24 protein-coding genes and 1 tRNA gene are annotated in these 25,284 nt (G+C 54.6%); 9 read left to right on the top strand and 16 right to left on the bottom strand.

Going from position 1 to position 25,284, the window contains the following annotated elements:
• Positions 1–90 precede the first annotated feature (90 nt).
• From AC1Z3F_RS05145 to AC1Z3F_RS05135, 3 genes are read right to left on the bottom strand one after another with little or no spacing between them, the layout of a single operon-like run.
• On the bottom strand, positions 91–1,146 hold the full coding sequence (locus AC1Z3F_RS05145; protein ID WP_131088183.1) for a tRNA (adenine-N1)-methyltransferase: 1,056 nt from the start codon (positions 1,144–1,146) through the stop codon (positions 91–93).
• Positions 1,147–1,189: 43 nt separating this feature from the next.
• Entirely contained in the window at positions 1,190–2,317 is a 1,128-nt protein-coding gene (locus tag AC1Z3F_RS05140; protein WP_131088182.1) for a site-2 protease family protein, read from the bottom strand.
• Complete coding sequence (locus tag AC1Z3F_RS05135; protein WP_131088181.1) at positions 2,314–3,027, bottom strand: HAD family hydrolase; 714 nt, start codon at positions 3,025–3,027, stop codon at positions 2,314–2,316. Before AC1Z3F_RS05135 ends, AC1Z3F_RS05140 begins: the two co-directional genes overlap by 4 nt.
• An 82-nt stretch (positions 3,028–3,109) precedes the next feature.
• Here AC1Z3F_RS05135 and AC1Z3F_RS05130 point away from each other — a divergent pair, with 82 nt between their 5' ends.
• Positions 3,110–4,018 (top strand): proteasome assembly chaperone family protein, encoded by a 909-nt coding sequence (locus tag AC1Z3F_RS05130; RefSeq protein WP_131088180.1) that lies wholly within the window; start codon positions 3,110–3,112, stop codon positions 4,016–4,018.
• A gap of 49 nt (positions 4,019–4,067) precedes the next feature.
• Here the strand turns inward: AC1Z3F_RS05130 and mshC are convergent, their stop codons facing one another.
• From mshC to AC1Z3F_RS05115, 3 genes are all read right to left on the bottom strand, one after another.
• Positions 4,068–5,330 (bottom strand): cysteine--1-D-myo-inosityl 2-amino-2-deoxy-alpha-D-glucopyranoside ligase, encoded by a 1,263-nt coding sequence (gene mshC / locus AC1Z3F_RS05125; protein WP_131088179.1) that lies wholly within the window; start codon positions 5,328–5,330, stop codon positions 4,068–4,070.
• A gap of 127 nt (positions 5,331–5,457) precedes the next feature.
• Positions 5,458–6,282, bottom strand: coding sequence for an undecaprenyl-diphosphate phosphatase (locus AC1Z3F_RS05120; protein WP_262197797.1), 825 nt, complete (start codon positions 6,280–6,282; stop codon positions 5,458–5,460).
• Positions 6,283–6,360: 78 nt separating this feature from the next.
• A complete protein-coding gene (locus AC1Z3F_RS05115; RefSeq protein ID WP_262197798.1) occupies positions 6,361–6,570 on the bottom strand; it encodes a hypothetical protein in 210 nt (69 codons plus the stop codon).
• A gap of 44 nt (positions 6,571–6,614) precedes the next feature.
• Here AC1Z3F_RS05115 and AC1Z3F_RS05110 point away from each other — a divergent pair, with 44 nt between their 5' ends.
• Positions 6,615–6,854: a DUF5703 family protein gene (locus AC1Z3F_RS05110; RefSeq protein WP_131088176.1), complete on the top strand. Its 240-nt coding sequence runs from the start codon at positions 6,615–6,617 to the stop codon at positions 6,852–6,854.
• Here the strand turns inward: AC1Z3F_RS05110 and AC1Z3F_RS05105 are convergent.
• The 5 genes from AC1Z3F_RS05105 to AC1Z3F_RS05085 all read right to left on the bottom strand — a co-directional run bounded on the left by AC1Z3F_RS05105 (position 6,851) and on the right by AC1Z3F_RS05085 (position 12,499).
• A complete protein-coding gene (locus tag AC1Z3F_RS05105; RefSeq protein WP_262197800.1) occupies positions 6,851–7,990 on the bottom strand; it encodes an acyl-CoA dehydrogenase family protein in 1,140 nt (379 codons plus the stop codon). The two genes, AC1Z3F_RS05110 and AC1Z3F_RS05105, sit on opposite strands and share 4 nt — an antisense overlap.
• Before the next feature lie 43 nt (positions 7,991–8,033).
• A complete protein-coding gene (locus AC1Z3F_RS05100) occupies positions 8,034–9,347 on the bottom strand; it encodes a M20/M25/M40 family metallo-hydrolase (protein ID WP_483566712.1) in 1,314 nt (437 codons plus the stop codon).
• 86 nt (positions 9,348–9,433) lie between these two features.
• Positions 9,434–10,408 carry a TAXI family TRAP transporter solute-binding subunit gene (locus tag AC1Z3F_RS05095; RefSeq protein WP_131088173.1) on the bottom strand — a complete coding sequence of 325 codons (975 nt, stop codon included), beginning with the start codon at positions 10,406–10,408 and terminating at the stop codon, positions 9,434–9,436.
• The gene (locus tag AC1Z3F_RS05090; protein WP_262197802.1) at positions 10,401–11,651 is read right to left on the bottom strand and encodes a sensor histidine kinase; all 1,251 of its coding nucleotides are present in this window, start codon (positions 11,649–11,651) and stop codon (positions 10,401–10,403) included. Before AC1Z3F_RS05090 ends, AC1Z3F_RS05095 begins: the two co-directional genes overlap by 8 nt.
• A 179-nt stretch (positions 11,652–11,830) precedes the next feature.
• Positions 11,831–12,499 carry a response regulator transcription factor gene (locus AC1Z3F_RS05085; RefSeq protein ID WP_131088171.1) on the bottom strand — a complete coding sequence of 223 codons (669 nt, stop codon included), beginning with the start codon at positions 12,497–12,499 and terminating at the stop codon, positions 11,831–11,833.
• Between the two features lie 242 nt (positions 12,500–12,741).
• On the opposite strand from AC1Z3F_RS05085, the gene AC1Z3F_RS05080 reads away from it, so the two are divergent.
• From AC1Z3F_RS05080 to AC1Z3F_RS05060, 5 genes are all read left to right on the top strand, one after another.
• A complete protein-coding gene (locus AC1Z3F_RS05080; RefSeq protein ID WP_483566711.1) occupies positions 12,742–14,025 on the top strand; it encodes an Nramp family divalent metal transporter in 1,284 nt (427 codons plus the stop codon).
• An 81-nt stretch (positions 14,026–14,106) separates the two neighbouring features.
• Positions 14,107–14,754, top strand: coding sequence for an NADPH-dependent F420 reductase (locus tag AC1Z3F_RS05075; protein WP_262197803.1), 648 nt, complete (start codon positions 14,107–14,109; stop codon positions 14,752–14,754).
• A 228-nt stretch (positions 14,755–14,982) separates the two neighbouring features.
• Positions 14,983–15,066: transfer RNA gene (locus AC1Z3F_RS05070), tRNA-Leu, on the top strand.
• Between the two features lie 180 nt (positions 15,067–15,246).
• Positions 15,247–16,155, top strand: a complete 909-nt coding sequence (locus AC1Z3F_RS05065) for an alpha/beta fold hydrolase (RefSeq protein WP_483566710.1) — start codon at positions 15,247–15,249, stop codon at positions 16,153–16,155.
• A gap of 66 nt (positions 16,156–16,221) precedes the next feature.
• Positions 16,222–17,412, top strand: a complete 1,191-nt coding sequence (locus AC1Z3F_RS05060; protein WP_262197806.1) for a glycosyltransferase — start codon at positions 16,222–16,224, stop codon at positions 17,410–17,412.
• A gap of 62 nt (positions 17,413–17,474) precedes the next feature.
• On the opposite strand, the gene AC1Z3F_RS05055 is transcribed toward AC1Z3F_RS05060, so the two are convergent.
• Genes AC1Z3F_RS05055 through AC1Z3F_RS05045 form a run of 3 tightly spaced genes read right to left on the bottom strand, consistent with a single transcriptional unit; the run spans position 17,475 to position 20,969 of the window.
• Positions 17,475–18,335 carry a MaoC family dehydratase gene (locus tag AC1Z3F_RS05055; RefSeq protein ID WP_131088166.1) on the bottom strand — a complete coding sequence of 287 codons (861 nt, stop codon included), beginning with the start codon at positions 18,333–18,335 and terminating at the stop codon, positions 17,475–17,477.
• 1 nt (position 18,336) lies between these two features.
• Entirely contained in the window at positions 18,337–19,674 is a 1,338-nt protein-coding gene (locus AC1Z3F_RS05050; protein WP_131088165.1) for a 3-oxoacyl-ACP reductase, read from the bottom strand.
• Positions 19,674–20,969 carry an acetyl-CoA C-acetyltransferase gene (locus AC1Z3F_RS05045; RefSeq protein WP_131088164.1) on the bottom strand — a complete coding sequence of 432 codons (1,296 nt, stop codon included), beginning with the start codon at positions 20,967–20,969 and terminating at the stop codon, positions 19,674–19,676. The genes AC1Z3F_RS05050 and AC1Z3F_RS05045 overlap by 1 nt, the downstream gene beginning before the upstream one ends.
• Positions 20,970–21,042: 73 nt before the next feature.
• Here AC1Z3F_RS05045 and AC1Z3F_RS05040 point away from each other — a divergent pair, with 73 nt between their 5' ends.
• A complete protein-coding gene (locus tag AC1Z3F_RS05040) occupies positions 21,043–21,702 on the top strand; it encodes a TetR/AcrR family transcriptional regulator (RefSeq protein ID WP_131088163.1) in 660 nt (219 codons plus the stop codon).
• A gap of 49 nt (positions 21,703–21,751) precedes the next feature.
• Entirely contained in the window at positions 21,752–23,767 is a 2,016-nt protein-coding gene (locus tag AC1Z3F_RS05035) for an acyl-CoA dehydrogenase family protein (protein ID WP_131088162.1), read from the top strand.
• Positions 23,768–23,836: 69 nt separating this feature from the next.
• Here AC1Z3F_RS05035 and AC1Z3F_RS05030 read toward each other — a convergent pair whose 3' ends face one another.
• Both AC1Z3F_RS05030 and AC1Z3F_RS05025 read right to left on the bottom strand, forming a co-directional pair.
• A complete protein-coding gene (locus AC1Z3F_RS05030) occupies positions 23,837–24,280 on the bottom strand; it encodes a VOC family protein (RefSeq protein ID WP_131088161.1) in 444 nt (147 codons plus the stop codon).
• Between the two features lie 67 nt (positions 24,281–24,347).
• On the bottom strand, positions 24,348–25,241 hold the full coding sequence (locus tag AC1Z3F_RS05025) for a dihydrodipicolinate synthase family protein (protein ID WP_207306500.1): 894 nt from the start codon (positions 25,239–25,241) through the stop codon (positions 24,348–24,350).
• Between the last annotated feature and the right edge of the window lie 43 nt (positions 25,242–25,284).

Genomic DNA, 25,284 nt, shown 5'->3' with positions numbered 1-25,284 from the left:
CCTAAGAACTTCGGGCCCCGAGTGCAGAACACTCAGGGCCCGAAGTCACATACTGAGACGCATTGTCTCAGTATGTGAAAGTATTGCTAGTTAGTCGTCTGCTGATTCTTCTGAATTCAGGGATTCACGCACACGAACAGCCTGATGGGCATCCCGATTGGCACGACGCAACTTCTTATCGGAGATTCCACGCTCGCCTAGTGCCTCAGCACTCCACTGCTGCTCATCATGATCTCGGGTCCAAGCGCTCAAATCTTCAGAAGAGTACGAGTGCTCCTTGATGCGCTTAGCCTTTGGAATCGCATCAGTGGAATCTGCTAATCGGCGGCAGGTGATCAAGAATGCCGTGTGTGCCACCATGCGGTGATCCGGACGAACAGCCAGACCATCAACGTGCCATCCGCGGACCAGGGTTTCGAAGCACTCAGGCTCAGTGAACTGCCCGGAAGAACGAATAGCCTCAACCACACGCGACATCTGAGTCACCGAAGAAACATAGTTGGTCCATACGCCACCAGGAGCAAGAACAGTGGCCACAGCTTCAAGGCATTCCCATGGGCTGAGCATATCCAGCACCACACGATCAACGCTGGCTGGCTCTTCAAGTTCAACTACTTTGTCTTGGAAATCGCCGATGGAGATTTTCCACGAAGGGTGGTCCCCGCCAAAAACGGTCGAGACGTTACCGCGAGCAATATCTGCAAATTCTTCGCGTCGTTCAAAAGAGTGCAGGTAACCATCATCGCCCACCGCGCGCAGTAGCGAAATGGACAGTGCGCCAGATCCTACGCCGGCCTCCACCACGCGTGCACCCGGGAAGATGTCACCAAACTGGACAATTTGAGCAGCATCCTTGGGGTAAACCACCGTGGCGCCGCGTGGCATGGAGAGCACAAAATCCTTGGCCAGTGGGCGTAGCGCCTGGTATCGAAAACCATCGATGTTCTCAATAACCGAGCCCTCGGGCAAGCCGATAATGGCCTCATGCGGGAGCATACCCTTATGCGTATGGAACTCACCACCGGTTTGCAAGGTGATGGTGTTGATTCGACGCTTCTCGTCGGTCAACTGCACGCGGTCGCCTACGCGGAATGGTCCACGTCGGGCTGCCGCACCATGGGGTGCCGGGCTGATGGCTTCGCTCACTGGAGTGATCCTTTTCTTAATGCTCTATACAGTCTTTAAAAGTTTACTTGCGTCGGCCGGTAACGGCTTTGACGATATCGCGCTGGTGCAGCAGTCCTACAACCTGCCCCTGGGCGTTGATGACCGCGTACTCTGCAGAGTCAACGCTGGCTAGGTAGTCGATCAATGCTCGGCCATCCGACTCCTCGGACACGATGGCTCCTTGGCCCAGGGCCCTGGAGACCGCCAGAGCGGGGACCGTCGTAGCGTTCGCTGGGTCAACACGCGAAAGAGCTTGAATATCCACGACTCCCACCGGCATGCCTTTGGCATCAACAAGGATAATGGAGCCTTCGCGTTGATTCTGCCGCGTCAGTACGTCGGAGACCATGGCCTGGGAGACCATGGCCGAGGCCGGGCTCATAAGATCTGAGGCGATCACGGTGGGAAGGTTCAGCATCATCTTGGAGTGGGCAATCAACGAAGTTGTGGCCTGCCACATGAAGATTGCCACCATCAGCCCAACCACCGCGGTGATGATTTGAACTTCTTGTCCGCGAAGGTACGGATAAACCACGAAGAAGAAGACCACGCCGATCGCAATCACACGACCTACCCAGCTTGAAGCGATAGTGCCTTTGAACTGGGACCCGGTGGCTTTCCAAACAATCGACTCAACAAGCCGTCCACCATCGAGTGGAAGGCCTGGCAAAGCGTTAAAGGCACCAAGCAACAGGTTCGCGTAGACAAAGAAGTCCAAAAGAAGTTTGGCGTAGACGTTCAATTCGAGATTCTCAAGAACCAACCAGCCGATGCCAGCTAGGACAAAGTTCGAGACAGGTCCCGATAGTGCTACCCAGAGGGAGGCGCCAGGCTTAGCCTTGAACGAACCAAATTGGGTGTGACCGCCCATCAGGGTGAGCACAATGTGGGCATCTGGCCATTTGAAGGCCCGCGCCGTCATGGCGTGGGCGACCTCATGGATCAATACCGCAAGGGCGATGACCACAGCGCACGCAAAACCCATCAGGTAGGCGTTCAGGGCCGGGATCCATTGACTCCGAGACAGCTGCAGTCCCACCGAAATGGTGATCACAGCGGTGATAATGAACCACGAGCTCGAAAGATATACCGGAACCCCGCCAATACGGCCGAGTTTAATTCCGGGAGCTTGTTCTGAAGATTCGCTCACGCGCTAACCTGCACCAACCATCGAGTCATTTCTGCTACGTCTACGTTTTCTAGGCTATCTACACGGCGCCAGTTGCCGTCGCCTGGATCAATGGCGTTAGGGATCAGTACAGCATGCAGCCCTGCAGCCGAAGCCGAAGCGATACCGGGTACTGAATCCTCAAATCCGATGCACTTTTCAGCGTCAAGGCTTTGGTCCAGTGCTTCACCAAGGAGTTCAAGTCCACGAAGGTAGGGTTCCGGATTGGGTTTGCCCTTGCTGACTTCTTCGCCAGTTACGGAGGTAAGAAAAGTGTCTTTTGGCAGTTGTTCCAATAGCTCGTTGACAATGCTGCGCTCAGACATGGTGACCAAAGCTTGCGGAATTCCCGCTTGATTGCAGGCCGTCAGCAATTCGCGGGCCCCGGGGCGCCAAGGAATTTCACGCTTGAGGCCGGCGATCACCTGGGCACTGAGCAGATCGATAATCTGACGTACATCAAGTTTCACGCCAGCTTCTTGGAGAACTCGAGCCGAGTTAGGAAGCGCGCTGCCAACTAACGACAAGCCCTGTTCTTCACTCCATTGCCCACCATGTGCGGCCACCAGTTCTTCCTCGGCAGCGATCCAATAAGGTTCGGTGTCAATCAAGGTGCCGTCCATATCCCAGAGGACCGCTTGCGGTGTTCTGGGGTGTGAGCCGGAATTAAAGTCAAAACTGGTGCTTGGCATGAGTCCATTCTAGATGGAAGAGTGGGGCTAAGCCGCTTCGGCAAGCCACGCCGTGGGCTAGAACGCTGGATAGGAGTTTGCATTGACCAAGGATTTCCACACCCCAACGCTGAATACTTATGTTGCCCAGAGTGAGCATGAGATTCGCCCCACTATCGTCGTGGCGGCCTTTGAAGGATGGAATGATGCCGGTTCAGCTGCCAGCGATGCGGTGCGCTTATTACTCGAAGAGAACACTTTTGAGCTGATCGCCACCATCGGTGAAGACGACTTTTACGACTACCAGTTCTCCCGTCCCAAGACTCGACGCACCGATCAAGGTGCAGTGGTGGAATGGCCACGCACTGAAATATTTAAGGTAGCGCTTCCGCAAGCTGCCGCAGACCTATTGGTCGTAATAGGCGTGGAACCTACTTTTAAGTGGAAAAACTTCTGTGCACAAATCGTAGACATAGCTCAAGAACATAATGCGCAGGCGATTTTGACGCTTGGAGCATTATTGGCTGATGTTCCGCATACTCGCCCGGTCCCGACGTCCCTGAGCAGCGACGATGTCCGGTTCCAGGAGTATTTCAAAGTAGATCCTTCGGATTATGAAGGTCCCACCGGAATACCTTCTATCTTGGGTATTGAATTTCAGCGTCGCCAGATCCCTTGTCTCTCCCTCTGGGCCCAGCTCTCGCACTATGTGGCCCAGTCCCCTAGCCCTCGGGTGCAGCTGGCATTCATTGAAATACTCGAAGAGTTGCTGCCCATCACCGTGGCAGATCAACAACTACGCGAAGATGCCCTGGCGTGGAAGCATGGCGTTGATGAGCTGGCCGCGGCGGATCCCGATGTGGCCAAGTACGTGAAGCAGCTCGAAGAGGCTACCGATACCAGCAATCTTCCTGAAGCTAGCGGTGAATCAATCGCTCGAGAGTTCGAACGCTACTTGCGCCGACGAGGAAAGTACCGTCCAGATGGATCAGGGACCGACTTCGAATTCTGAAGTCGATCCCTGCAATGATCATCCGATCATCTACGTACTGCGTTGTGGCCTAAAGCTTGAGGCCTAGCAGCGCGTCGATACCCTCGCGCAACAGCTGAGCGCCGTCGTTGGAAGTACCGGCAGGCTGTGCAGCCCACTGATCGATAGCATCCAATGCGCCAGGAGCGTCGAGGTCGTTCGCCATGTGGGAACGAATGCTGTCCAGCAGCGTTGTAGCTTCGTGCTGCGAAGTGGTTTCCAGACGCTCGCGCCAGGAAGCCACACGCTCTTGAGCGGTAGCGAGCAGGTCATCGGTCCAGAACCAATCGGTACGGTAGTGCTGTGAGAGCAGTACCGCACGAATTGCCACTGGCTCAACGCCAGCTGCACGGAGCTTTGAAACGAGGACTAGGTTGCCCAGAGACTTGCTCATTTTTTCTCCGTCCAAGCCGACCATGCCGGTGTGAACGTAGGTTTGAGCTAGCTCGTGGTGGTCGCCGGCGGCAGCGTGAGCGGCAGAGAATTCGTGGTGAGGGAAGATCAAATCTGATCCGCCACCCTGAACAGTGAATGGTGCTGGCAAGGTCTTGCGAGCAATCACCGAACACTCAATGTGCCATCCCGGGCGCCCGGTACCTAGCTTTGCGCCGTCCCACGACGGCTCACCTTCGCGAGCCGCGCGCCACAGCAGTGGATCCAGCGAATCGCGCTTACCAACACGCTGCGGGTCGCCACCTCGTTCTGCGAAGAAGCCAAGCATAGTTTCGCGGTCGTAGTTGGAAACCGAACCTAACTTCCAGGCGTCGTTCTGTGCAGCATAGGTGTCGAAGTAGATGTCGCCTTCAACACCGTCCGGGCCCGCTGGCACCTTGTAGGCCAGATCCGACTCAAGCAGCTGCTCAACTACAGGTACCAACCAGCTGATTGATTCCACGGCGCCAATGTAATTCTGCGGAGGAATGACGTTGAGGGCTTCCATGTCATCGCGGAAGAGCTGAACTTGTTCCTCGGCTAGATCGCGCCAGTCAACGCCAGTAGCTTCTGCGCGTTCTAGCAGTGGATCGTCAACGTCGGTGATGTTCTGCGAGTAGGCAACGCTACGACCGCTATCGAGCCAGGTGCGGTGCACCAGGTCGAAGGTGACATAGGTGGAAGCATGGCCCATATGGGTCGCGTCATACGGGGTGATCCCGCAGACGTACATGCTTGCATCGGCCTTGGCAGCGTCCGCGGATGCGGTGGCCTGCAGGTTACCGGTGGCGGTGTTAAAAAGTTCCAGTATTGGTGCTGAACCAACCACCTGAGGTACCTCAGGGTTTTTCCACGCGTGCACTGATGTACGTCCTTTCGCAGATGCGACGATTTTGTTCCTTTAAGTCCAAGTGAAGCAGGACTAGGTTTATTCCCGTTAACGCAGAGATGTCCGTGAAGCGTTCCACGGACATCTCCAATTATGCAGATTATGCGTTGATCAGGCCGAAGCCCAAAGCAACAAAGAGTACTAGACCCAGCAAGATGCGGTACCAGACGAAGAACCGGTACGAGTGGGTGGAGACAAACTTCAAGAACCAACCGACAATGAAGAAACCAACAACGAAGGCAATGGCCGTAGCCAAGCCCGTCTGGCCAAGGCTATAAACGCCTGGCTCATCGAAGGTCTTCACCAATTTGTATAGACCAGAGGCATAGACCGCTGGGATGGCCAAGAGGAATGAGTAGCGCGCTGCCGCTTCACGGGTGTATCCCATGAGCAAACCTGCGGTGATCGTTCCGCCAGAGCGCGAGACGCCTGGGATCAGCGCCATAGCCTGGGCAAGACCGTAAAGGATGCCGTGCTTGACGGTGAGATCCTCCAAGCCCTGCTTCTGCTTGCCGTAGTGGTCGGCGATTGCCAAGAAGAGACCAAAGACCACCAGCGTGGTCGCTACAATCCACAGCGAACGGAAGTTCGAATCGATGTAATCTTCGAGCAAGATTCCCAAAACTGCAATGGGGATGGAGCCGACAATAATCAGCCAGCCCATTTTGGCGTCGGGATCCGAATGCGGAACCTTACCGACCAGTGCCTTGCACCAGGCGCCGATGATGCGCACAATGTCTCGCCAGAAGAACAAGATCACTGCGGTTTCGGTACCAAGCTGGGTGATCGCCGTAAAGGCTGCACCGGGGTCTTGGGCGTTGGGTAGGAGTTCACCAACGATACGGAGGTGCGCTGAGGACGAGATCGGGAGGAACTCGGTCAGGCCCTGGATCAATCCGAGGAATGCTGCTTCAAACCAATTCACCCCTTGACATTACTTCACTGCCAACGAGGATCGTGTCTAAAAAACACGATTGGGGCGAAATTCACCCCGTGGTCGTACTCACTGATCGTCTGAAGGTATGGTGAAAGGCAAAAGTTCGGAATACTGGTCATAGAGAGCGTCTTCGTAGTCTTCGAAGGCATCCGCGAGTACACCAAATGCAGCATCAACGGAAGATTCGGCGGCGCCACGACTCTGCGAGACAACAGCCAGATGCTGCTCAAGCCGGGCAATCAATGATTGCAGTGCAAAACTGGGATCAGTGCTCATGGCATTACGCTACAACGCAAAGGGTTCTTTAGATAGGGGGCAAGGTGCTTCAAGAAATAATTAAGCCATCGCTACATCATTCCGATGAACAGCGCTTCGAATATTTGGTGATCACGTCGTTCCCCACCGAACCAGTGCACCTAGCCCGCGCGGCGCTACGCGAGCATGCTGACAACGGCAAATGGGAGCTCATGCGCACATGCCGTTACGAGGGCGGGGCGTACAAGTATTGGCTACGCCGCAGGGTTATGCGCATTCGAAGTACCCTGCCACCCATGAACTAGCTCTCTAGCGGGCCAACGAGCCAAGAAGCAACGGTGTTGGCAGCGGAGGCAGCATTAGAGGGGTGATACCAGCTGGCTTGAACGTCGCGGCACAGTCTTTCGAATTCTGATCCTCGAAAATATCCCCCGCCACCAACGAGCTGTCCAAGGACCTGAACATTCTCCCGCGCACTCGCACCAGCAATAGTGCGTAACGTGACCAGCTTCGGGAACCATTCTTCGCGGTGGTCCACCTTAGAATCCAAATCGCCAGCCACTGAGCGCTGTAGCGCGTCTAAGGAAATTAGGCGCATGGCCGCATCAGCTAGTAGCCCGCGAGATCGAACGTCCTGTGAGTACTTTGTTCCGTCGTGACGAACTTTTTTGTTCAGCGTTTCTTGCGCCATGCTCACAGCCCGGTCAGCGATACCCACATAAACGCTTGCGGTCAGCGTCAGGAATGAGGCGAAAATTCCAAAGACGAGCAAGTCTGAGTTGGGACCGATGGGAAGTCGGCTGTGAACCCATTCTTCAGGTGCCACGGCATCGCGCAGTTTAGTTGTGTGTGATTGACTCGCTCGCATACCTAGGGTGTTCCAATCCCCCAGGGATTCAACGCCTTGGCCCTTAGCTACGAAGCCATGCACCAATTCATTGTTCGCTTCATCCTTGCCGAATACGCCTAGGCGGGTAAATGCCGGTGAGAGTGAAGTGAAAATCTTGATTCCATTAAAGGTCACCGATCCGTCTGCTTCACTGACGGCGCTGGTCTTGGAATCAAAAAGCACCGAGTCGTTGCCTGGCTCCGAAATTCCGAAGGCCATCACCTCGCCTTGAGCAATCCAGTTAGTCACCATCTGTAGGCGCGTATCGCCTCGTGCCGAAAGAAGATAGGCAACACCAGCCCAAACCTGGTGCATGTTAATGGCCAAGGCGGTTGCTGGTGCGGCGGTGGCAAGCCGGCGTTGTGCTAGGGCAAGCTGCTCAAAATTCCATCCCAGTCCCCCATCTTGAACTGGGATCAATGCCTTGAGATATCCCAGGGAAACTAACTCTTCAAAGTCCTCGGTGCAGAACGTATTCTCTGCATCGTATTTTGTGGCGCGTTCCCGGAATCGTTCGAGCAACTGCTCCGATAGGACTGACTCAATTGACAACTAACTTCTCCTGAAACTTATTGATGAGTGAGGCGCGAAAGCATTAGTAGCTACGCAAGAGGTTCTCCAGAACCCGGACGCCAAACTTGATCGAATCTACTGGGACTCGTTCGTCTACGCCGTGGAACATTCCCGTGAAGTCCAGTTCCGGTGGAAGTTGTAGCGGCGCAAAACCGTATCCGGTAATGCCTAGGGTCGCCAGCCATTTGTTGTCGGTTCCTCCCGAGAGCATGTACGGCAGAACGATAGCTTCAGGATCTTCATCCAACAAAGACTTCACCATGCTGTCCACGAGTTTTCCGGCAAACGGTACTTCTAAGGAATCTTGTTCATGCACCATGGAGAGCTCAACCCGGTCTCCTGCCAGCTCGCGCAAGGTAGCCAATGTTGCTTCATGTTCTTCCGGTAACGTGCGGCAATCGATGAGAGCTTCAGCTTGTCCGGGGATGACATTGTGTTTGTATCCTGCTTGCAAGGCTGATGGGTTGGCCGTGTTTTGCAACGTTGCGCCGACAAACCGGGAGACGTTTCCCATGGCTTCAAGCAGTGGCTGCGGGTTGGCGGGATCAAATTCCAAACCGGTCAGTTCAGCGACTTGTTCCATCAACGACGTGGTGGTCTTCGTATAGGACAACGGCCATTGATACTCGCCAATACGATGAACCGCTGCGGCCAAGCTGGTCACCGCATTGTCAGCGTTAATCTGCGATCCGTGACCTGCCATTCCTTGTGCAGTGAGCTTGAGCCACGCGATGCCCTTTTCTGCTGTTTGCAGCATGTAGGCTCGGCGACCATTGATGTCTACAGAGAATCCGCCAACCTCACTAATCGCTTCTTCGGCGCCGGCAAACAGGTCCGGATGATTTTTTACCATCCAACCCGCACCGTAGTCTCCGCCAGCTTCTTCGTCAGCAAAGAAAGCGATAATGAGGTCTCGACGTGGAGTGAGATTTTCACGGTGTAGATGAAGGATTGCAGCAATGATCATGGCATCCATGTTTTTCATGTCCACTGCCCCGCGGCCCCAAATCATTGAGTCAATGATCTCGGCCCCAAATGGGTCAACGCTCCAGTCTTCAGCAATGGCTGGAACAACGTCGAGGTGCCCATGAACAATCAGTGCTGGCAGCGTTGAATCGGTTCCAGGGATACGCAGAACTACGTTGGCCCTGCCCGGCACTGACTCGTAAATCTTTGCTTCTAGTCCTACAGCTTCGAAACGCCGCACTACGTATTGGGCGGCTTCAAGTTCTCCGCCTTTATTGCCACCAAAGTTGGTTGTATCAATTCTGATCAGATCTCGACAGATGTCTATAGCTTCTTGTTCCATACGTTCAATGGCAGTAGCAGTAGTCATCGGGCAAGTACCTTTCGCAGCTGTTATTTTAGTAACCACCCTAGTGCGCAGAACTCAATTCGTCGCTGGTAGAGCGAATGAAACACTTATCCGTGTAATTGTTCGTAGGCTTCGCGGGCGCCGGGGTGTAATCGTTGGCCCGCGGTGCTAATTAAGGTCTCAGCGGTCAGGTTTTGAATTCCTGCGCTGCCTGACGGGATGAGCATAGTTGACCGTGTGGCAAGCATCTTGACGATTGCTGAAGCAGTCTTGTTGGGTAGATCCGTACGGGTCATCAGTAGGTTGCTCACACCAATGGTGTTGACCTCCGCAACGCCTGGATAGGTGTTTTTAGGAATCAGCACTTGGTCGTACAGGCCCGGGTCGGCCTCACGTAATTTAGGTAGAACTGCTGAAACGTCGAGGAGTCTTAGCTTCCGCTCGCTGGCTAATTTTGTCAGTGCCGTCACTGGCATTCCTCCGAAGAGGAACAGTGCGTCAATCTTTCCTTGACCTAGCGCGTGAATCCCAGCGCTATATCCAAGCTTGGTTTCCACGGGCGGTTGATCAACGTCTTTGAGACCCGATGCCTTCAAAATTCGTTGTCCGGTTACCCATGTTCCGGACCCTGGTGCCCCTGTCCCGATTCTCTTGTCGGCCAGTTCTGCAAGCGTGTTGATCCTGCTATCTGCGTTCACGATGCAATGGAAATAATTTTGATAGATCCTGCCGAGCGCCAATAACTGCTGGTCTACTTCTCTCGCGTTATTAAACTGCGCAACGGTGTCAGCTAGACCCAGTGCAAGTTGAGCTTTACCGTCGGCAAGAAGCTGTAGATTCTGGGCTGTTGCCTGCGTCCTGAGAACTTGTGCATCTTCAGCAAGGCCAGCATCCTCGATGGCCGTGGACAAGAGCTGCGCAAATTCGTAGTACATGCCTCCTTCTTCTCCGGAGGCAATAACCAAGTTTGATGTTGGCCTCGGTGAGCTGCAGGCGCTAAGTACTATCGGTGTGCTCGCCAGCGGAAGACCCAACAGACTGCGAAGAAGCGTGCGTCGCTTTATCCCGTTATTTTCACTCACGCCTGCCCTCCTCCGATGTCGATACGCGCGGTAGGGTTATGGCCGCACGTAGTCCCGAGTCGTGATCCGACGTTAGCTTCAGCTCTCCGAAATTGGCCCTTGCCAAACGATCGACAATGGCGATACCGAGCCCAGTGCCTGGACTCGTCGTGTCGTTGTTTCCTCGCCAGAACCGTTCGCCAGCGTGTGCGAGGTCGGCTTCACTCATTCCGTTGCCGTGGTCTTCAATGACGATTTCTACAGCGGTAGGAAGTGAATTAACACTCAGCGTAATCAGGGTTCCTGGCGCGTATTTAAAGGCGTTGGATAGCAACTCAGCCAATATTTGTTGCAACTCGAAGCTGTTGCACCACACCATCAGCTCTCCTGCTGGACCTTCCGGAACAGCGGTAGAGAGTTGATTGCCTGATTCGACGGCAGCCAATGATTGCCGTTCGGTTTCTTCAACAACTATTTGCCACACGTTGATCTGTTCGGGTTGTCGCTGAACCTGTGGCAGTGGCCCTTCGGCTCCTTGTTCATTAAGCCGATGTTCTGCCGTAGCGAGTCGAAGCACCCCATCCAATAAGGCCTCCACTCGCGAAAGCTCCAACTCGACTAGTTTCAAACCCGCAATATCTTCGTCTTTAGATAGACGCAGGTTCAGCAGATCTACGCGAAGTCGCAAGGCTGCTACGGGGTTGCGCAGTTGATGCGAAGTTTCTGCAATCAGTTCTCGTTGTTGTTGCAAACTTGTCGCCATGGTTTGTGCCATCAGGCTGACCGAACGGGACAACTTGCGTAGTTCCGGTGGCCCTTCTTCTTCCATGGTGACCGGACGTTGAGTCTTGGATAGTAGTTGAACGGCATCATCAAGGTGGTGAACAGGATGCAATACCCAAGTGGTGAGACGGTCGGCCACAAGCAGGAATCCGGCACCGATGCTCAGTGTAATCAGCACAAGAACTGTCGATATATGCAGAACCCGCAATCGTGCGTGTTCAAGGTTCACCTGCATCGTCACTGATCCCAGCACCTGCGCTGAATTTCCAAAGGGTCGCGTGATCAACGTCTGAGTTTTAGAGAAGGGGCTAATCTCGGAAATTTTGCTTTGTTCTAAGTTGAGTCCGGCGGCGTAAACAGCTTCTTGAACTTGGGAATTGTTCGGGTCTATACCTCCAGAAACAAGTCGTTTCCCATCCCGAATGATCAGCAGGCCTTCGCCATAAAGTTCGCAGTAGGTGTCCATTTCAATCTGCAACATGTTCAATTCGTCGTTGCTTTGCGCTTGGGATGAAAGCTGGACGAACCGGTTGAGCGACGCCAACCTGTTAACTTGGACATCTGCAGTCACATCTCGACTAGCGCTTTGCACAAGCACTACGCAAAGCAGCACCACAATTACACTAATGAGCGCTCCGAACACTCCGAGTACCCTGAACCTCACGAGTTAGGTACTTCAAGGCGATAACCAACACCACGCACATTGATGATCATCCCCGGGCTCGCCAATTTTGACCGCAGTCCCGTTAGATGCACATCCAACGAGCGTGAAACGGCTAAGAACGCATCACCCCAGAGCTGATCAAGGATCTGTTCGCGAGTCACCACAGAACCAGTATGCTGTGCCAGCAGATGCAAGAGGTCAAACTCCTTGGCAGTCAGGCCAAGGCTGCGCCCCAAGAGCGTGGCCTCATGCTTATCTAGGTCGATCAGTAGCGGTCCGGCAACTATGCGCTGTGACGAGATTCCCTGGCTCGCCTTGGAGCGACGAGCTACCGCTTCAATTCTCGCCAAGAGAACGCTGAGCCCTACAGGTTTGATGAGAAAGTCATCAGCGCCTTGCCGTAGTCCACGAACCACACTTCGTTCATCATCTTGGGCGGTAAGAATGATGACCGGCACGTCGCTCACCAGTCGGAGTTTGCGCAGGACTTCGAGCCCATGAATATCAGGCAGACCAAGGTCTAGGAGAATCAGCTCAGCTTGTTGGTGCCGCAAGAGTGCGTCGGCCCCATTTGCCACATGATTGGCTTGATGCCCAGAAGCTGTGACTGCGTCGGTGAGCGCGTTCGCTAGGGCTTGGTCGTCTTCGACGATCAATAGCTGCACGGCACCACCCTTGGCGTTCAGAGACGAGGATTGAATCCTCCATGACCTGTCAATTCTAGCAAGCTGACGGACTCAAATCCTTTTTGAGCTCCCCAAATCCTAAGAAAGTGTAAGTAGTTGCGCTTCAGTTTGCGAGTAACGTAAATCACTACCAGTATGGATAACGATCTCCTGCGCTTGTGGCACGCATCACTGTCGATGGAAGCCGAAGCGACTCGCACTGTGACCAAAGGAAAGACTTCATGAGCGAAAGCACCCAGGCGCCCGGCGCCTCATCAGAAAGCGACGGACCTCCGCGCTGGAAGATTATTGGCCCCGGACTGGTTGTTGCCGCCACGGGCGTTGGCGCAGCCGACATGGTCGCCACCCTTGTTGCCGGTAGCCAGTACGGCTACGCATTACTCTGGGCGGTCATCCTCGGTGTCATCTTAAAGATTGTCTTGGTTGAAGGCGCAGGGCGTTACACCCTAGCGACCGGCAAGACCATCTTTGAAGGATGGAAGACCCTGGGCAAATGGACTACCTGGTACTTCGGCCCGTACATCATCATTTGGGGATTTGTATACGGTGCTACCGCCATGAGTTCGGCAGCACTACCGTTGGCAGCGCTCATGCCTGCTATCGATTTGAAGATCTGGGCCGTACTGATGGGCCTGCTCGGTTTTGTGATGGTCTGGTTCGGCCGCTATCAGTTCTTCGAAAAAATTACCGCGGTGCTCGTGGGCATCATGTTTGTGACCGTTGTTGGTCTTGCGGTCATCGCCGTACCGAACGTGCCCAATATGCTCAAGGGCCTCATTCCGATGATCCCTGCTGGTGGCGTGGTCTACACCTTGGCCCTGGCCGGCGGCGTCGGCGGAACGATCACCCTGGCAGCATACGGCTACTGGCTGCGCGAAAAGGGCTGGTACTCCCCTAGATGGATGCGCGTGATGCGCATTGATAATTCAATGGCCTACGTGATGACCGGTATCTTCGTGATTGCCATGTTGATCGTTGGCGCCGAAGTAGTTCAGTCCGCGGGCGTCGCCATCACCGGTGGCGACGAAGGGCTGCTGGATCTATCAGAAGTTCTGCGCCAGAAGTACGGCGTTCTGGTAGGCAACGGATTCCTCGTTGGATTCTGGGCTGCTTCCTTCTCCTCGATCATCGGCGTGTGGAACGGCGTATCGCTGATGTTCGCTGACTTCTGGGGCCACATGCGTAAGCGTCCGGCCAATCACCCAGACACGATGACCGGCGGCAAGTACTTCAAGTTCTACGTCCTCTGGCTTACGTTCCCACCGATGGTGCTATTCCTTTTGGACAAGCCGATTGCACTGATCCTTGCTTACGGTGTCCTGGGCGCATTGTTCATGCCATTCCTGGCCGTGACGCTTCTGGGATTGCTTAATGGCAAGCGAATTCCCAAGCAGTGGGCCAACCGTTGGCACACTAATACCGCTCTGGCTATCACTGCCGCGTTGTTCATCATTCTCGGCATTCAGCAGCTTTATAAGTCACTGTCTCCATTGTGGGCCGGATAGACTTTCCAACTATTTCGCTAAGCCGTCGATTCATGCGCAACATTGGCATGGGCCGACGGCTTAGGCCCTTAAGCTGAGGTAATGAGCATCAAAAAAATCGGAATCCTTGGGGCAGGCCGCGCCGGCACAGCATTAGCCAGAGCAGCGGCCTCCAGCGGAATTGATGTGAACATTGCCGGGTCTCGTCCTCCACGGATGATGAAATACCATTTGGCGCAGTATGCTCCTAAGGCCGTTGCAGTTTCGGCCGAAGACGTCGCTAACGACGTGGAATTGGTTGTACTCATGGTGCCCCAAGAAGAACTGGACGAGGTGGACCCCGATATCCCTTCAGGCTCCCTGCTCGTGGATGCAACCAACCGCTGGCAAGATGAGCCACTACCGCAATGGTTCGAAGACTCACTATCGCGGGGCCTGTCCAGCTCTGAAGCAGTGGCAGAGCGCTTCGCGCAGGCACGCCTCGTCAAAGCGCTGAATCACATTAGCCATTGGGATTTGGATGCAGACAGCGTGGCAAAAGCGACTTCTCAGCGCGCCCTTGGCACGGCTTCCAACAATGCTCAAGACGCTAAAGTCGTTGCCAGCCTCATTGAGCAGCTCGGGTTCTTTCCGGTAATCCTTTCAAGCCTAGCTGAAGGCAAGCACCTAGAGCCCGGCGGAGAGATTTTTAATGAAGTTCTGGGCGTGGATGAGCTTACGCGCAGACTCACCGGAAAAATTAGCCGTTGAGGCGACAAAAACCCCACTTCACTAGGTCAGCAATGCAAATATCATGTGACGCTTGACACTGAAATGCTAGAAATTCTCCTTAACGGACTACTCAGCCCATGATTTTCCGCGAGTTCACGGGAATTTTCAGCACATTTGGCGCAGAGTTGCCCGATTGGAAAACATCGGCAGGGGATGGTAATGTTTTACTTCGTTGCCAGCGATAACAACGCGAACAACGAATAACCTGCGCGGGTGGCGGAATAGGTAGACGCGCTAGCTTGAGGTGCTAGTCCTCGAAAGAGGGTAGGGGTTCAAGTCCCCTTTCGCGCACAGGTAGAAATCCCGGTTGACTAAGGTCAATCGGGATTTCTTTTTTTGTTTCATGGTTCTGAGGATCCAGGGTTATCCACCAAGCAGGCGCTGCTGGCCTATGATTTGAACGTGTCTTCTACCGCTGAATCAGCCGCACCGTCCGACCACGGCTTCCTCACCGTCAATGACGGTCATCGCTTGTATTGGGAAGAATTCGGCGCCCCTGATGGAATACCAGCGTTGCACCTACACGGCGGGCCGGGCGGCACATTAGGCTCTTCGGGTTATCGTCATCGATGGGATCTGAGCCGCACACGTCTGGTGGGTTTTGAGCAACGTGGTTGTGGGCGTTCCACGCCGTCCGCCTCAAATCCGCATGTCCTTGCTGATGATTTCACCACCCAGAAGTTCATCGACGACATTGAAGCGCTTCGTATTTATCTGGGTATTGAGCAGTGGATCATCAACGGCGTTTCTTGGGGCTCCACACTGGCTTTAGCCTATGCTCTGGCCCATCCGAATCGAGTTCGTGGTCTCGTACTGTTCGCGGTGACAACCACCAGCCAAAGCGAAATCCAATGGATCACCGAAGGGGTCGGTTCGATCTTCCCTGAAGCGTGGGATCGGCTCTCAACGTTCGCCGGGGCGCATGTGCCGCACTACCGATCAGGAACAATCAGCTTAGTGGAGGCGTATGCTGCGATGCTTTGGTCAGCGGACACAGATCTTCGTGATCAGGCATCCGATGAATGGGCGCTGTGGGAAGATACCCATATCTCGCTGGGCCACAAAGAAGTCACGCGCGACCCACGATGGAATGATTCAGAATTCAGACACACGATGACCCGGCTAACCACGCATTTCTGGGCCAACGATGGGTTCTGCCATCCTCCGATCTTGGAAAACTTGGGCCGCATCCAACATATTCCAGCAGTCTTCATCCATGGTCGATACGACGTCTCAAGCCCAGTGAGCACTGCATGGAAACTGCATCAAGGTTGGGCTCATTCGGAACTGATAATCGCCGAAAGGGATGCACACGGAGGCGAAGAAATGGTGCAGCTCTGGACTGCTGCCAATCTGAAAATGATCAATAGCGCTTCTTGATAGCATCAAGACGGATCTTTGACGGAAAATTTCGGTCACTCCCCTACTCTTCTGGAGCCACAAACTATGCGTATAGCCATGCTGTCCTTGCATACTTCGCCGATGCAACAACCTGGCTCAGGCGATGCCGGTGGCATGAACGTCTATATTCAGAATCTCTCCTTCGCATTAGGCGCCTTGGGTCATGAGGTGCACATGATCACGCGCACCGCGGGCGAATCTGAATCCGTTCAGGTTGGTGAAGGTGTCTGGATGCATCAAATTCAAATCGCTGCCGGGCAGGAGTTGTCCAAAGAAGAACTGCCCTCGATTATTGATCCGTCGATTAGCGCCATCACAGAACATCTGCACGGGCTGAAGATCAACATTGTTCACGCGCATTACTGGCTATCGGGCATGGTGGGCCTGCGCCTGGCAAAACAATGGTCTGTTCCACTCGTAGTTTCGATGCACACCTCAGCTGCAGCCAAGGAACATGAATCAGGAATAGCGGAACCTGAAAATCGAAAAATTGCCGAAGAACAGTTGCTACTAGAGTGCTCACGCATTATTGCCAATACCCCTGTTGAGGCGAATCAGCTAGAGCGATTCTATTCAGTCGATTCCCACAAACTCGACGTAGTTCTGCCCGGCGTTAACCACCGCGTCTTCCACCCAAACCAAGACAAGCTGCGTCGACCGCTGGGTGAAGACGACCTGCATCTAGTTTATGCAGGGCGCATGCAACGGCTGAAGGGTGCCCACCTCTTACTTCAGGCAATTGGTGAGGCCAAACGACAAGCTCCAAACCTGCGTATCACCGCTTCGCTCTTCGGCTCCCTATCCGGATCCTCAGACTACGATTTGAAATCGATAGTGAGCACTGAAGGCCTACAAGACGTGGTCCGTTTTTATGATCCGTTGGAGCCAAACAAACTCGCTCTCGCCTTTGCCAACGGTGATGTTGTTGCTGTGCCCTCCCTCTCGGAGACTTTTGGTCTGGTGGCGGCGGAGGCTCAAGCATGCGGAACACCAGTGATAGCTAACGCCGTGGGAGGGTTGGCCTATGCGGTCAACAACAACGTCTCTGGATGGCTAATGGCCGAACCTGAGGTAAAGCTTTGGGCACAAAAGCTTATCGAACTTGCCGGAAACCCAGAGTTGATCACGCTTGCTGGGCACGGCGCTCTGGAACATTCCGGATTGTTCACCTGGGAACGAGCAGGTGTCGCCACGCTGGCCAGTTATCGCCAGGCGCAATCACAATTTCAGCGATAATCAGCAACAAGCTCTGGTCTCCAACTCACGTATTGGTGAGTCAGAGACCAGAGCTTTTCTCATCAGTGACCAGTCGTCGCTAGTTCCAGTTCGAAGTGCGGCTTACCCTTTCGAGCATGCCAAGCATTAACCACATATCCCGTTGAATTTCGTTCAAAAGCCAGGTCTACCGTTGCAGGTAGAACCACCGGAGTTTTGAACTCAATGTTCCACGAATAGTCGCCAGAGCTGGGTTCAATCCCACCTAAGGCACGAGCGGCCAGATAGATTCCATGAGCGATGGCACTTGGCATTCCCAAGGCCTTCGCGCTCAACGCGGAAAGGTGAATTGGGTTGTAGTCCCCCGCCACCTTCGCCCAGCGCCTACCGGTGCCACTATCAAGTTTCCACTGAGCAGTACGCACTGGGGCAACGAACTCTGGATGCTCTGTTGCCACCGGTTGAGATTCAGGGAGTTTAACTCCCTTAGCTAAGAACGTGCTGCGCAAGAGCATGCGGTCTTGGCCTTCAACAACAATTCGAATCACCAAATCGCAAGTGGCCCCCTTGGCATGAGCGGTGAGATTCTCACTGTGCACCTCAATATCAAAGGCTTCCTCTTCGCCCAGAGGCTGGTTAACCCTGACCTGATTGCTCAGGTGGATCATCCCTAACAGCGGCAATGGAAAGTCGTTACGCAGCATCAAGGACATGGCTAGCGGGAATGCCAACGAATGCACATAGAGGCTGGGCAGAACCGTGTTCATTGGTGCATTCACCGCCTTGCGGAACTCGGTGAGCTTCGCCGGATCCGCCTTGGCACCTTGATACACCAACACGGTCTGCGGGAGTTGAGGGTTTTTTGGCTTACGTCCCAAAGTTTTCACGGCTTTGGTATACACCGAAGCCATCGAAGGAATCTCAGAAACGATCAATGCACTCACCTTAGGCACCCACCAGCGATTGACCACAAACGCGCAGTACCTGACCGTTGAGTCCAGCAGCAGAATCTGAACCCAAGAAACTGATCGCCTCGGCCACGTCCTGAGGCAAACCACCCTGCATCAGGGATGGAAGCACCATTCGTGCCACGGTGCGCGTACCAAGAGGAATCTTCGAAGTCATGTCCGTTTCGATGAAACCCGGTGCAACGGCTGCAATGGAGCCGCCGTTGGCTTCGAATAGTTTGGCGCTGGAACGCACCATGCCAATAACTCCGCCCTTAGATGCAGCGTAGTTGGACTGCCCACGATTTCCAGCAATGCCAGAAGTCGACGCCAACGAAACGATACGAAGGTTTGGCAACCCAGCGGCCAGGAACGCCTCATTCATACGCAACTGAGACGCGATGTTCACAGCGATGACCGAATCCCAACGCGCTGCGTCCATGTTGGCCAGCAGCTTGTCACGAGTGATGCCGGCGTTGTGGATCACCAGGTCCAATGAGCCGTGACGGCCGATGGCATGATCCATAATCTGCTGTGCAGCATCAGCGGCGGTGACATCAAGTTGAAGGGTAGTCGCTCCGATGGAGTTCGCCACCTTGGCCAAGGAATCCCCTGCTTGTGGCATATCAACCACTACAACCTGTGCACCGTCGCGGGCCAAGGTGCTAGCAATAGCCGCACCAATACCGCGTGCTGCACCGGTAACAACTGCGACCTTGCCGGCTAATGGCTTGGCGAAGTCTTCTGGAAGAACACCCTGTTCATTACGCACGGTCAGGAACTGACCATCCACGTAGGCGCTACGACCCGAGAGGAAGAAGCGAAGTGCTGCCAGCGCACTGGGGCTAACGATGCTGGTGGAATTTTCCAGCACAATACCGTTGGCGGTTGCTCCTGCACGCACTTCACGGCCAACCGAACGCATGGCACCGTCGATGCCCTGACGTACTGCGGCGAGAGCCGGTTCATCTTCTGCAAGCGCTGGACGGGAGAACGAGACAACACGTGCGCCGGGCAGCAGCTGGCGTAGGGCGCGACCTGCGGCAAGCATGTTTGGTGAAAGTTCTTCTGGATGCGCTGCCTCATCAAGCAACAACAACAGACCACCAAGTTTGGCGTCCCCTGCATCATGGCGACGCACATCAAGTCCCCAAGAGATCAGAACATCGCTGAGCTCTTGAGCACGAGCACTGGTACCCAGCACCAACAACGGGCCTGGTAGCAGTGGGCTATCAACGCTGTATCGGCGTAGGCGCGGTGGTCGTGGGAGGCCAAGGAGCTTGGCCAGCTTTTTGGTGGCTCCCGTGTTTACGAGTTCCATGTACTTATCAGCCATTAGCTACGTGCCTCCAAAATTGCTACTACGCCCTGTCCGCCTGCGGCACAGACAGAAATCAGTGCGCGTCCGGAACCCTTTTCGTGCAGCATCTTTGCGGTGCTGGAGATGATGCGACCGCCGGTAGCGGCAAATGGGTGTCCTGCTGCCAGCGATGAACCGTTAACGTTGAGCTTCGTTCGGTCGATAGCGCCCAGTGGCGCGTCTAGTCCGAGCTTCTCGCGGCAGAATTCTTCGTCTTCCCAGGCCTTGAGGGTCGAAAGGACGGTGCCCGCGAACGCCTCATGGATCTCGTAGAAATCGAAGTCCTGCAAGGTGAGGTTGTTGCGCTTGAGCATCCGAGCGGTGGCGTACGCAGGTGCCATCAGTAGACCTTCGGCGCCATGAACGAAGTCCACAGCAGCTGCTTCAAAGTCCACAAAGTTGGCAAGCATCGGTAGGTCATGGCTCAGCGCGTAGTCCTCGCTGCCAAGAAGAACAGCCGATGCACCATCGGTGAGCGGGGTTGAGTTGCCGGCGGTCATGGTTGCTTCGTCGCCAAGATTCTTGCCGAAGGCTGGCTTGAGCTTACCCAACTTTTCCATGCTGGAATCGGCGCGCATGTTGTTGTCTTTGGCAAGGCCGTTAAATGGCGTGACCAGGTCGTTGAAGAATCCGCGGTCGTAGGCGGCGGCCAGATTCTTGTGGCTGGCCAAAGCTAGTTCATCCTGAGCTTCGCGGGTGATGCCCCAGGCCTTGGTGGTCTGTGCCTGGTGATCGCCCATAGACAGTCCGGTACGCGGTTCGCCGGTACCTGGTGCGTTAGGTGCCAAGTGTGCAGGGCGAATTTTTGCAAGGGCAGCAAGCTTTGCCTTGGTGCTGCGTGCACGGGATAGCTCTAGCAGAATGCCACGCAGGGCTTCCGATACAGCAATTGGTGCGTCGGAAGTTGTGTCTACGCCACCACCAATTGCGGATTCAAGCTGACCAAGTTTGATCTTGTTTGCCAGGGAACCGATTGCTTCCATGCCGGTCGCGCAAGCCATCTGCACGTCGTAGGCAGGAGTTGCGTGGTCCAGGGAGGATCCGAGTACAGATTCGCGGATCAGGTTGAAGTCCTTGGAATGCTTTAGTACTGCGCCACCGCTGACGGCGCCGATGCGTTCACCCTGCAGTCCGAAGCGTGCAATCAGCCCTTCGAGTGCGGCGGTGAACATGTCTTGGTTTGATGCATTGACGTAGGCGGTGTTGGAACGGGCGAATGGGATACGGTTGCCACCGATGATCACGGCGTTGCGCGCAGACTGCTGGCTCATGTTCAAAAAGCTCCTACAAAGATTGTTGTGACACGTATTACTGTAACCAAGAGTACATGATACTCTGAGTTACGTGAACAAGATCACTGAAGTATTAGAAGGTGAAACAGACGGCCGGGCCGTCCGCTGGCAGGCGCATCGCACCGCTCGCCATGAGGAACTGCTTAAGTTAGCTCGTAAGGCCGTGCACAAGCTCGGCCCACAAGTTTCCATGGAAGACATTGCTAGCCACGCAAAGACCTCCAAGCCTGTCTATTACCGATACTTCGGTGACAAGGAAGGGCTACGCCAAGCGCTCAGCGCCAAGGTCATTAACGACTTCCGCGAAAGGGTTATCGCCGCAGCCCTGGCCAAGGACAAAGAACTCAGCTCCTTACACGCCATGGTTACTGCCTACCTTGAGCTGGCCACGAACAGCCCAAATCTGTATTACTTCGTCACAGGCGCACAGCGATCAGCGGATGATGAATCAGCCGGAGCACTCAACGACTTTTTCGATGAAGCCTCCTCTCTCATTAGCATTCGCCTGTTAAAGCTCTATGACGAAAAAGCCACCCCCGCTGCCTTGAGCCTTTGGCCCCGAGCAGCCTTGGGAATGGTTCGTGCAGCTGGAGAACAATGGCTTCGCCTACCCGCATCCGATTCAAAGCCGAGTCTCGAAGCGATGGCGCTCGAACTAACCAACTGGCTTGCCTACGGAATCACCTCAACTTCGGTAGAGATCAATGCCTAAAGATCGTAAAAACGAATTCACTGAATCATCAAGGAATGAAAGGTACGTCATGAGCGAGAACCGCATCAACGTCACTGCCCTGGCCGAACAGTTGCTTGGCCCCTACGCGGAAGTTCGCAAGGCTTCTCGCGCACGCGCCGCACGTCCAGATCTGCAGCGCGACCCATCATTGGCGATGGATGAGCACCGCGAACGCGTTCTGGGACAGTTGAGCTTGCTGGTTGAAGAAGAAGCTGTCCAGCGTGCCTTCCCGAAGAAGTTCGGTGGTTACGACGATCATGGTGGATCCATCGCTTCTTTCGAGGAGCTCGTGGCCGCAGACCCATCACTGCAGATCAAAGCCGGCGTCCAGTGGGGTCTTTTTGCTGGTGCCATACTTCACCTTGGTACCGAAGAGCACCACGCTAAGTGGCTCCCGGATGCAATGAACCTGCAGACGCCAGGCGCTTTCGCAATGACTGAAATTGGTCACGGCTCAGACGTGGCTGCAGTGGCCACCACCGCCACCTACGACGAAGCCACCGACGAATTTGTCATTCACACTCCGTTCAAGGCGGCGTGGAAAGAGTACCTTGGCAACGCAGCTTTGCATGGCAAGTCCGCAACCGTTTTCGCCCAATTGATCACCAAGGGCGTCAACCATGGCGTGCACTGCTTCTACGTTCCAATTCGCGACGAGCAGGGCAACTTCATGCCCGGCATTGGCGGCGAAGACGATGGACTCAAGGGCGGCTTGAACGGTATCGACAACGGACGCCTGCACTTCAGCAACGTACGAGTCCCCCGCACCAACCTGCTCAACCGGTACGGCAATGTCGACGCAGATGGAACCTACTCCTCCTCGATCTCTTCGCCGGGCCGCCGATTCTTCACCATGCTCGGCACCCTGGTCCAGGGCCGTGTTTCATTGGACGGCGCAGCGACCAGCGCATCGAAGATTGCTCTGCAGATCGCTGTCACCTACGGCAACCAGCGCCGTCAGTTCAATTCGACCTCTGATACCGAAGAGACCACGTTGCTTGATTACCAGCGTCATCAGCGCCGATTGATTACTCGCATCGCACGAACCTACGCCTCATCCTTTGCTCACGATGGTCTGTTGGACAAGTTTGATGCTGTCTTCTCCGGCCGCGCAGACAGCGATGATGATCGCCAAGATCTAGAAACGTTGGCGGCAGCGCTGAAGCCATTGAGCACTTGGGACGCGCTGGATACGCTTCAAGAGAGCCGCGAAGCTTGCGGTGGCGCAGGCTTTATCGCAAAGAACCGTTTCACCCAGCTCTACCAAGACCTAGACGTCTACGTCACTTTTGAAGGTGACAACAACGTGTTGCTTCAGTTGGTTGGCAAGCGTCTGCTGACGGACTACGCTTCGGAGTTCCGCAAGCTTGATAACGGTGCCATGGCGTTGTTCGCTGCTCGACAGGTTGGTACTACCGCACTGTACCGTTCTGGTCTACGCAAGGTTGGCCAAGCATTTGCGGATGCCTCTGACGAGCGTAAGAGCGCTAACTTCTTCAAGGATGCTGACAACCAGCGTGCGCTACTCACCGAACGCATCAATGCCAAGGTTGCTGAAGTAGCTAATGCGTTGCGTGCGGCTGGTAAGGACAAGGCCAAGGGTGCAGCAGCATTCAACGAGAATCAGGATCTGCTCATTTCTGCGGCACGAGATCACGGTGAGCTCTTGCGTTGGGAAGCATTCACAGCTGCACTGGCAAAGATCGAGGATCCAGCAACCCTAGAGGTCGTGACCTGGTTGCGCGATGTATTTGCGCTGACCTTGATCGAAGAGGATTTGGGCTGGTATTTGGCCAACGGACACCTGTCGATGCAGCGTGCACGCACCCTTCCCGGCTACCTCAACCGGTTGCTCGCCCGCCTACGTCCACACGCTCAGGACTTGGTGGATGCTTTCGGCTACACCCAAGACCACCTGCGTGCCGACATCTCCTCCGGTGGAGAAGCGCAGCGTCAAGACGAGGCGATGGAGTACTTCCGAGCTTTACGCGCCAGCGACAATGCTCCGATCAGTGAGAAGTCGCTAAAGAAGGCTTCTGTCTAAAGACAATAATGTGGCGTCCACACTCAAAATGAGTGTGGACGCCACATTTGTTTAAGCGATCTTCGCTGTTTAGGAAAGCCGTTGGGCCAGGGCAACAATTAGCCCCTCGGGTCCCCTGATGTAGGCCATCTTCCAGACACCCTCATATTCACCGAGACCGCCAATCAATGTATAGTCTTGTGCATCTAGCTCGGATATCACGGCCACGATGTCATCAACTTCAAAGGCAAGAGATCTCAGGCCTAGTTCATTAGCCATAGCGTACGGTTGTCCCGGGCCGTGCTCCGGTTTCTCGAAGCTGGAAAGCTCAATACCTACCTCGCTGTCGGGGGCCTTGAGCATCAAGATATTCGTACGCGAATTGGGCACTCCGCTGACGGTTTCAAGAAATTCGCCTTCCAGTCCATCGGCTCGTCCTTCAATGCTCAGGCCTAGGCTCACAAAGAACTTAGCGACTTCATCGATATCCGCGACGGTGATACCAATGTGATCAAACCTCACGATGCGTGCCACGATAGAAAACCTTCCAATGCTCTGATTGCTAACAGCTGCTCATCTGGCTCCAGGCTAGAGGTAAAGGCTATCTAGCGGGAAGCTCCTTAAGAACCTGAGCTACTCTTTCTCGTTGTTCAGAGTTTAGCCCTTGAACTGGTAGCGGAAGGCAATTGTGGTTCACCAGTTTGAGGTGTTCGGCGATGGCTGCAGTTACCCTCAGGCTGCCACCGAATTCAGCAAACAGTTCCCATATTGGATTCAGCTGACCCGAAAGTTGCAGGGCCACTTCATCATCCTGAGATTGCGCTGCTCGTGTAATGGCAAGCGCCGGTTCCGGAAGCGTTCCGCCTATGACGCAGTACCACGCGTCGCAGCCAGCAATCAGCCCAGCAGCTCCAAATCCATCACCGGAGACTCCGATGCTCACGTGCTCCGGAATCACCTTTCGGACCGCAGACACATGGGCTTTCGCAGCGACAGGGTCGGTGGGCACCCCTGGAATCTTGATTGATGCGATCCCCGGTAGTGCAGCTATGCGCGCATAGAGTTCGATACTGAACTCGAAGTGAGTTGTGCCGGGATTGTCGTAAACAACCACAGGTAACTCACTGTGCTCCGTGGCAGCTCGGAACAGGTCAAATACCTCATCGTCACTCAGCTTTTGATAGCCCACTGGCGCCAAAAGTACGCCGGCGGCACCAGCGGCTTTTGCGTCATCGATGTGTTCAAGTACGTGGGCCGTCCGTATCGCACCGACGCCTACAAGCACAGGAACGTTGCCGGCATGTTCGACTGCTAAGCGCGCTACGCGAGCGCGTTCTTCACGGCTCAGATACATATAGGATCCGGTGGATCCTAGCGCGGTAATCGAGTCAACGCCGGCCTTGTTCAATCGTTGAATCAGCTTCGTGAATGATCCTTCATCCACTCGTTCATCCTTCATCGGGGTAAGTGGGAATGCGCTCAGACCGGTGAACAGTTTCAATGTGACTCCAATAGTTGGCTAGTGAATTTATCATGAC

It is taken from the genome of Glutamicibacter sp. MOO4, from assembly GCF_056934395.1.
The sequence above is the reverse complement of the archived record's forward strand: the minus strand, read 5'-3'. Positions and strand labels throughout refer to the sequence as shown.

What these genes read in the sequence shown, in the direction of transcription:
- AC1Z3F_RS05135 (WP_131088181.1), bottom strand. Translation starts at nt 3,027, where the DNA reads ATGCCAAGCACCAGTTTTGACTTTAATTCCGGCTCACACCCCAGAACA.
- AC1Z3F_RS05115 (WP_262197798.1), bottom strand. Translation starts at nt 6,570, where the DNA reads ATGAGCACTGATCCCAGTTTTGCACTGCAATCATTGATTGCCCGGCTT.
- AC1Z3F_RS05100 (WP_483566712.1), bottom strand. Translation starts at nt 9,347, where the DNA reads ATGACTACTGCTACTGCCATTGAACGTATGGAACAAGAAGCTATAGAC.
- AC1Z3F_RS05090 (WP_262197802.1), bottom strand. Translation starts at nt 11,651, where the DNA reads ATGTTGCAGATTGAAATGGACACCTACTGCGAACTTTATGGCGAAGGC.
- AC1Z3F_RS05080 (WP_483566711.1), top strand. Translation starts at nt 12,742, where the DNA reads ATGAGCGAAAGCACCCAGGCGCCCGGCGCCTCATCAGAAAGCGACGGA.
- AC1Z3F_RS05075 (WP_262197803.1), top strand. Translation starts at nt 14,107, where the DNA reads ATGAGCATCAAAAAAATCGGAATCCTTGGGGCAGGCCGCGCCGGCACA.
- AC1Z3F_RS05060 (WP_262197806.1), top strand. Translation starts at nt 16,222, where the DNA reads ATGCGTATAGCCATGCTGTCCTTGCATACTTCGCCGATGCAACAACCT.
- AC1Z3F_RS05050 (WP_131088165.1), bottom strand. Translation starts at nt 19,674, where the DNA reads ATGGCTGATAAGTACATGGAACTCGTAAACACGGGAGCCACCAAAAAG.
- AC1Z3F_RS05045 (WP_131088164.1), bottom strand. Translation starts at nt 20,969, where the DNA reads ATGAGCCAGCAGTCTGCGCGCAACGCCGTGATCATCGGTGGCAACCGT.
- AC1Z3F_RS05035 (WP_131088162.1), top strand. Translation starts at nt 21,752, where the DNA reads ATGAGCGAGAACCGCATCAACGTCACTGCCCTGGCCGAACAGTTGCTT.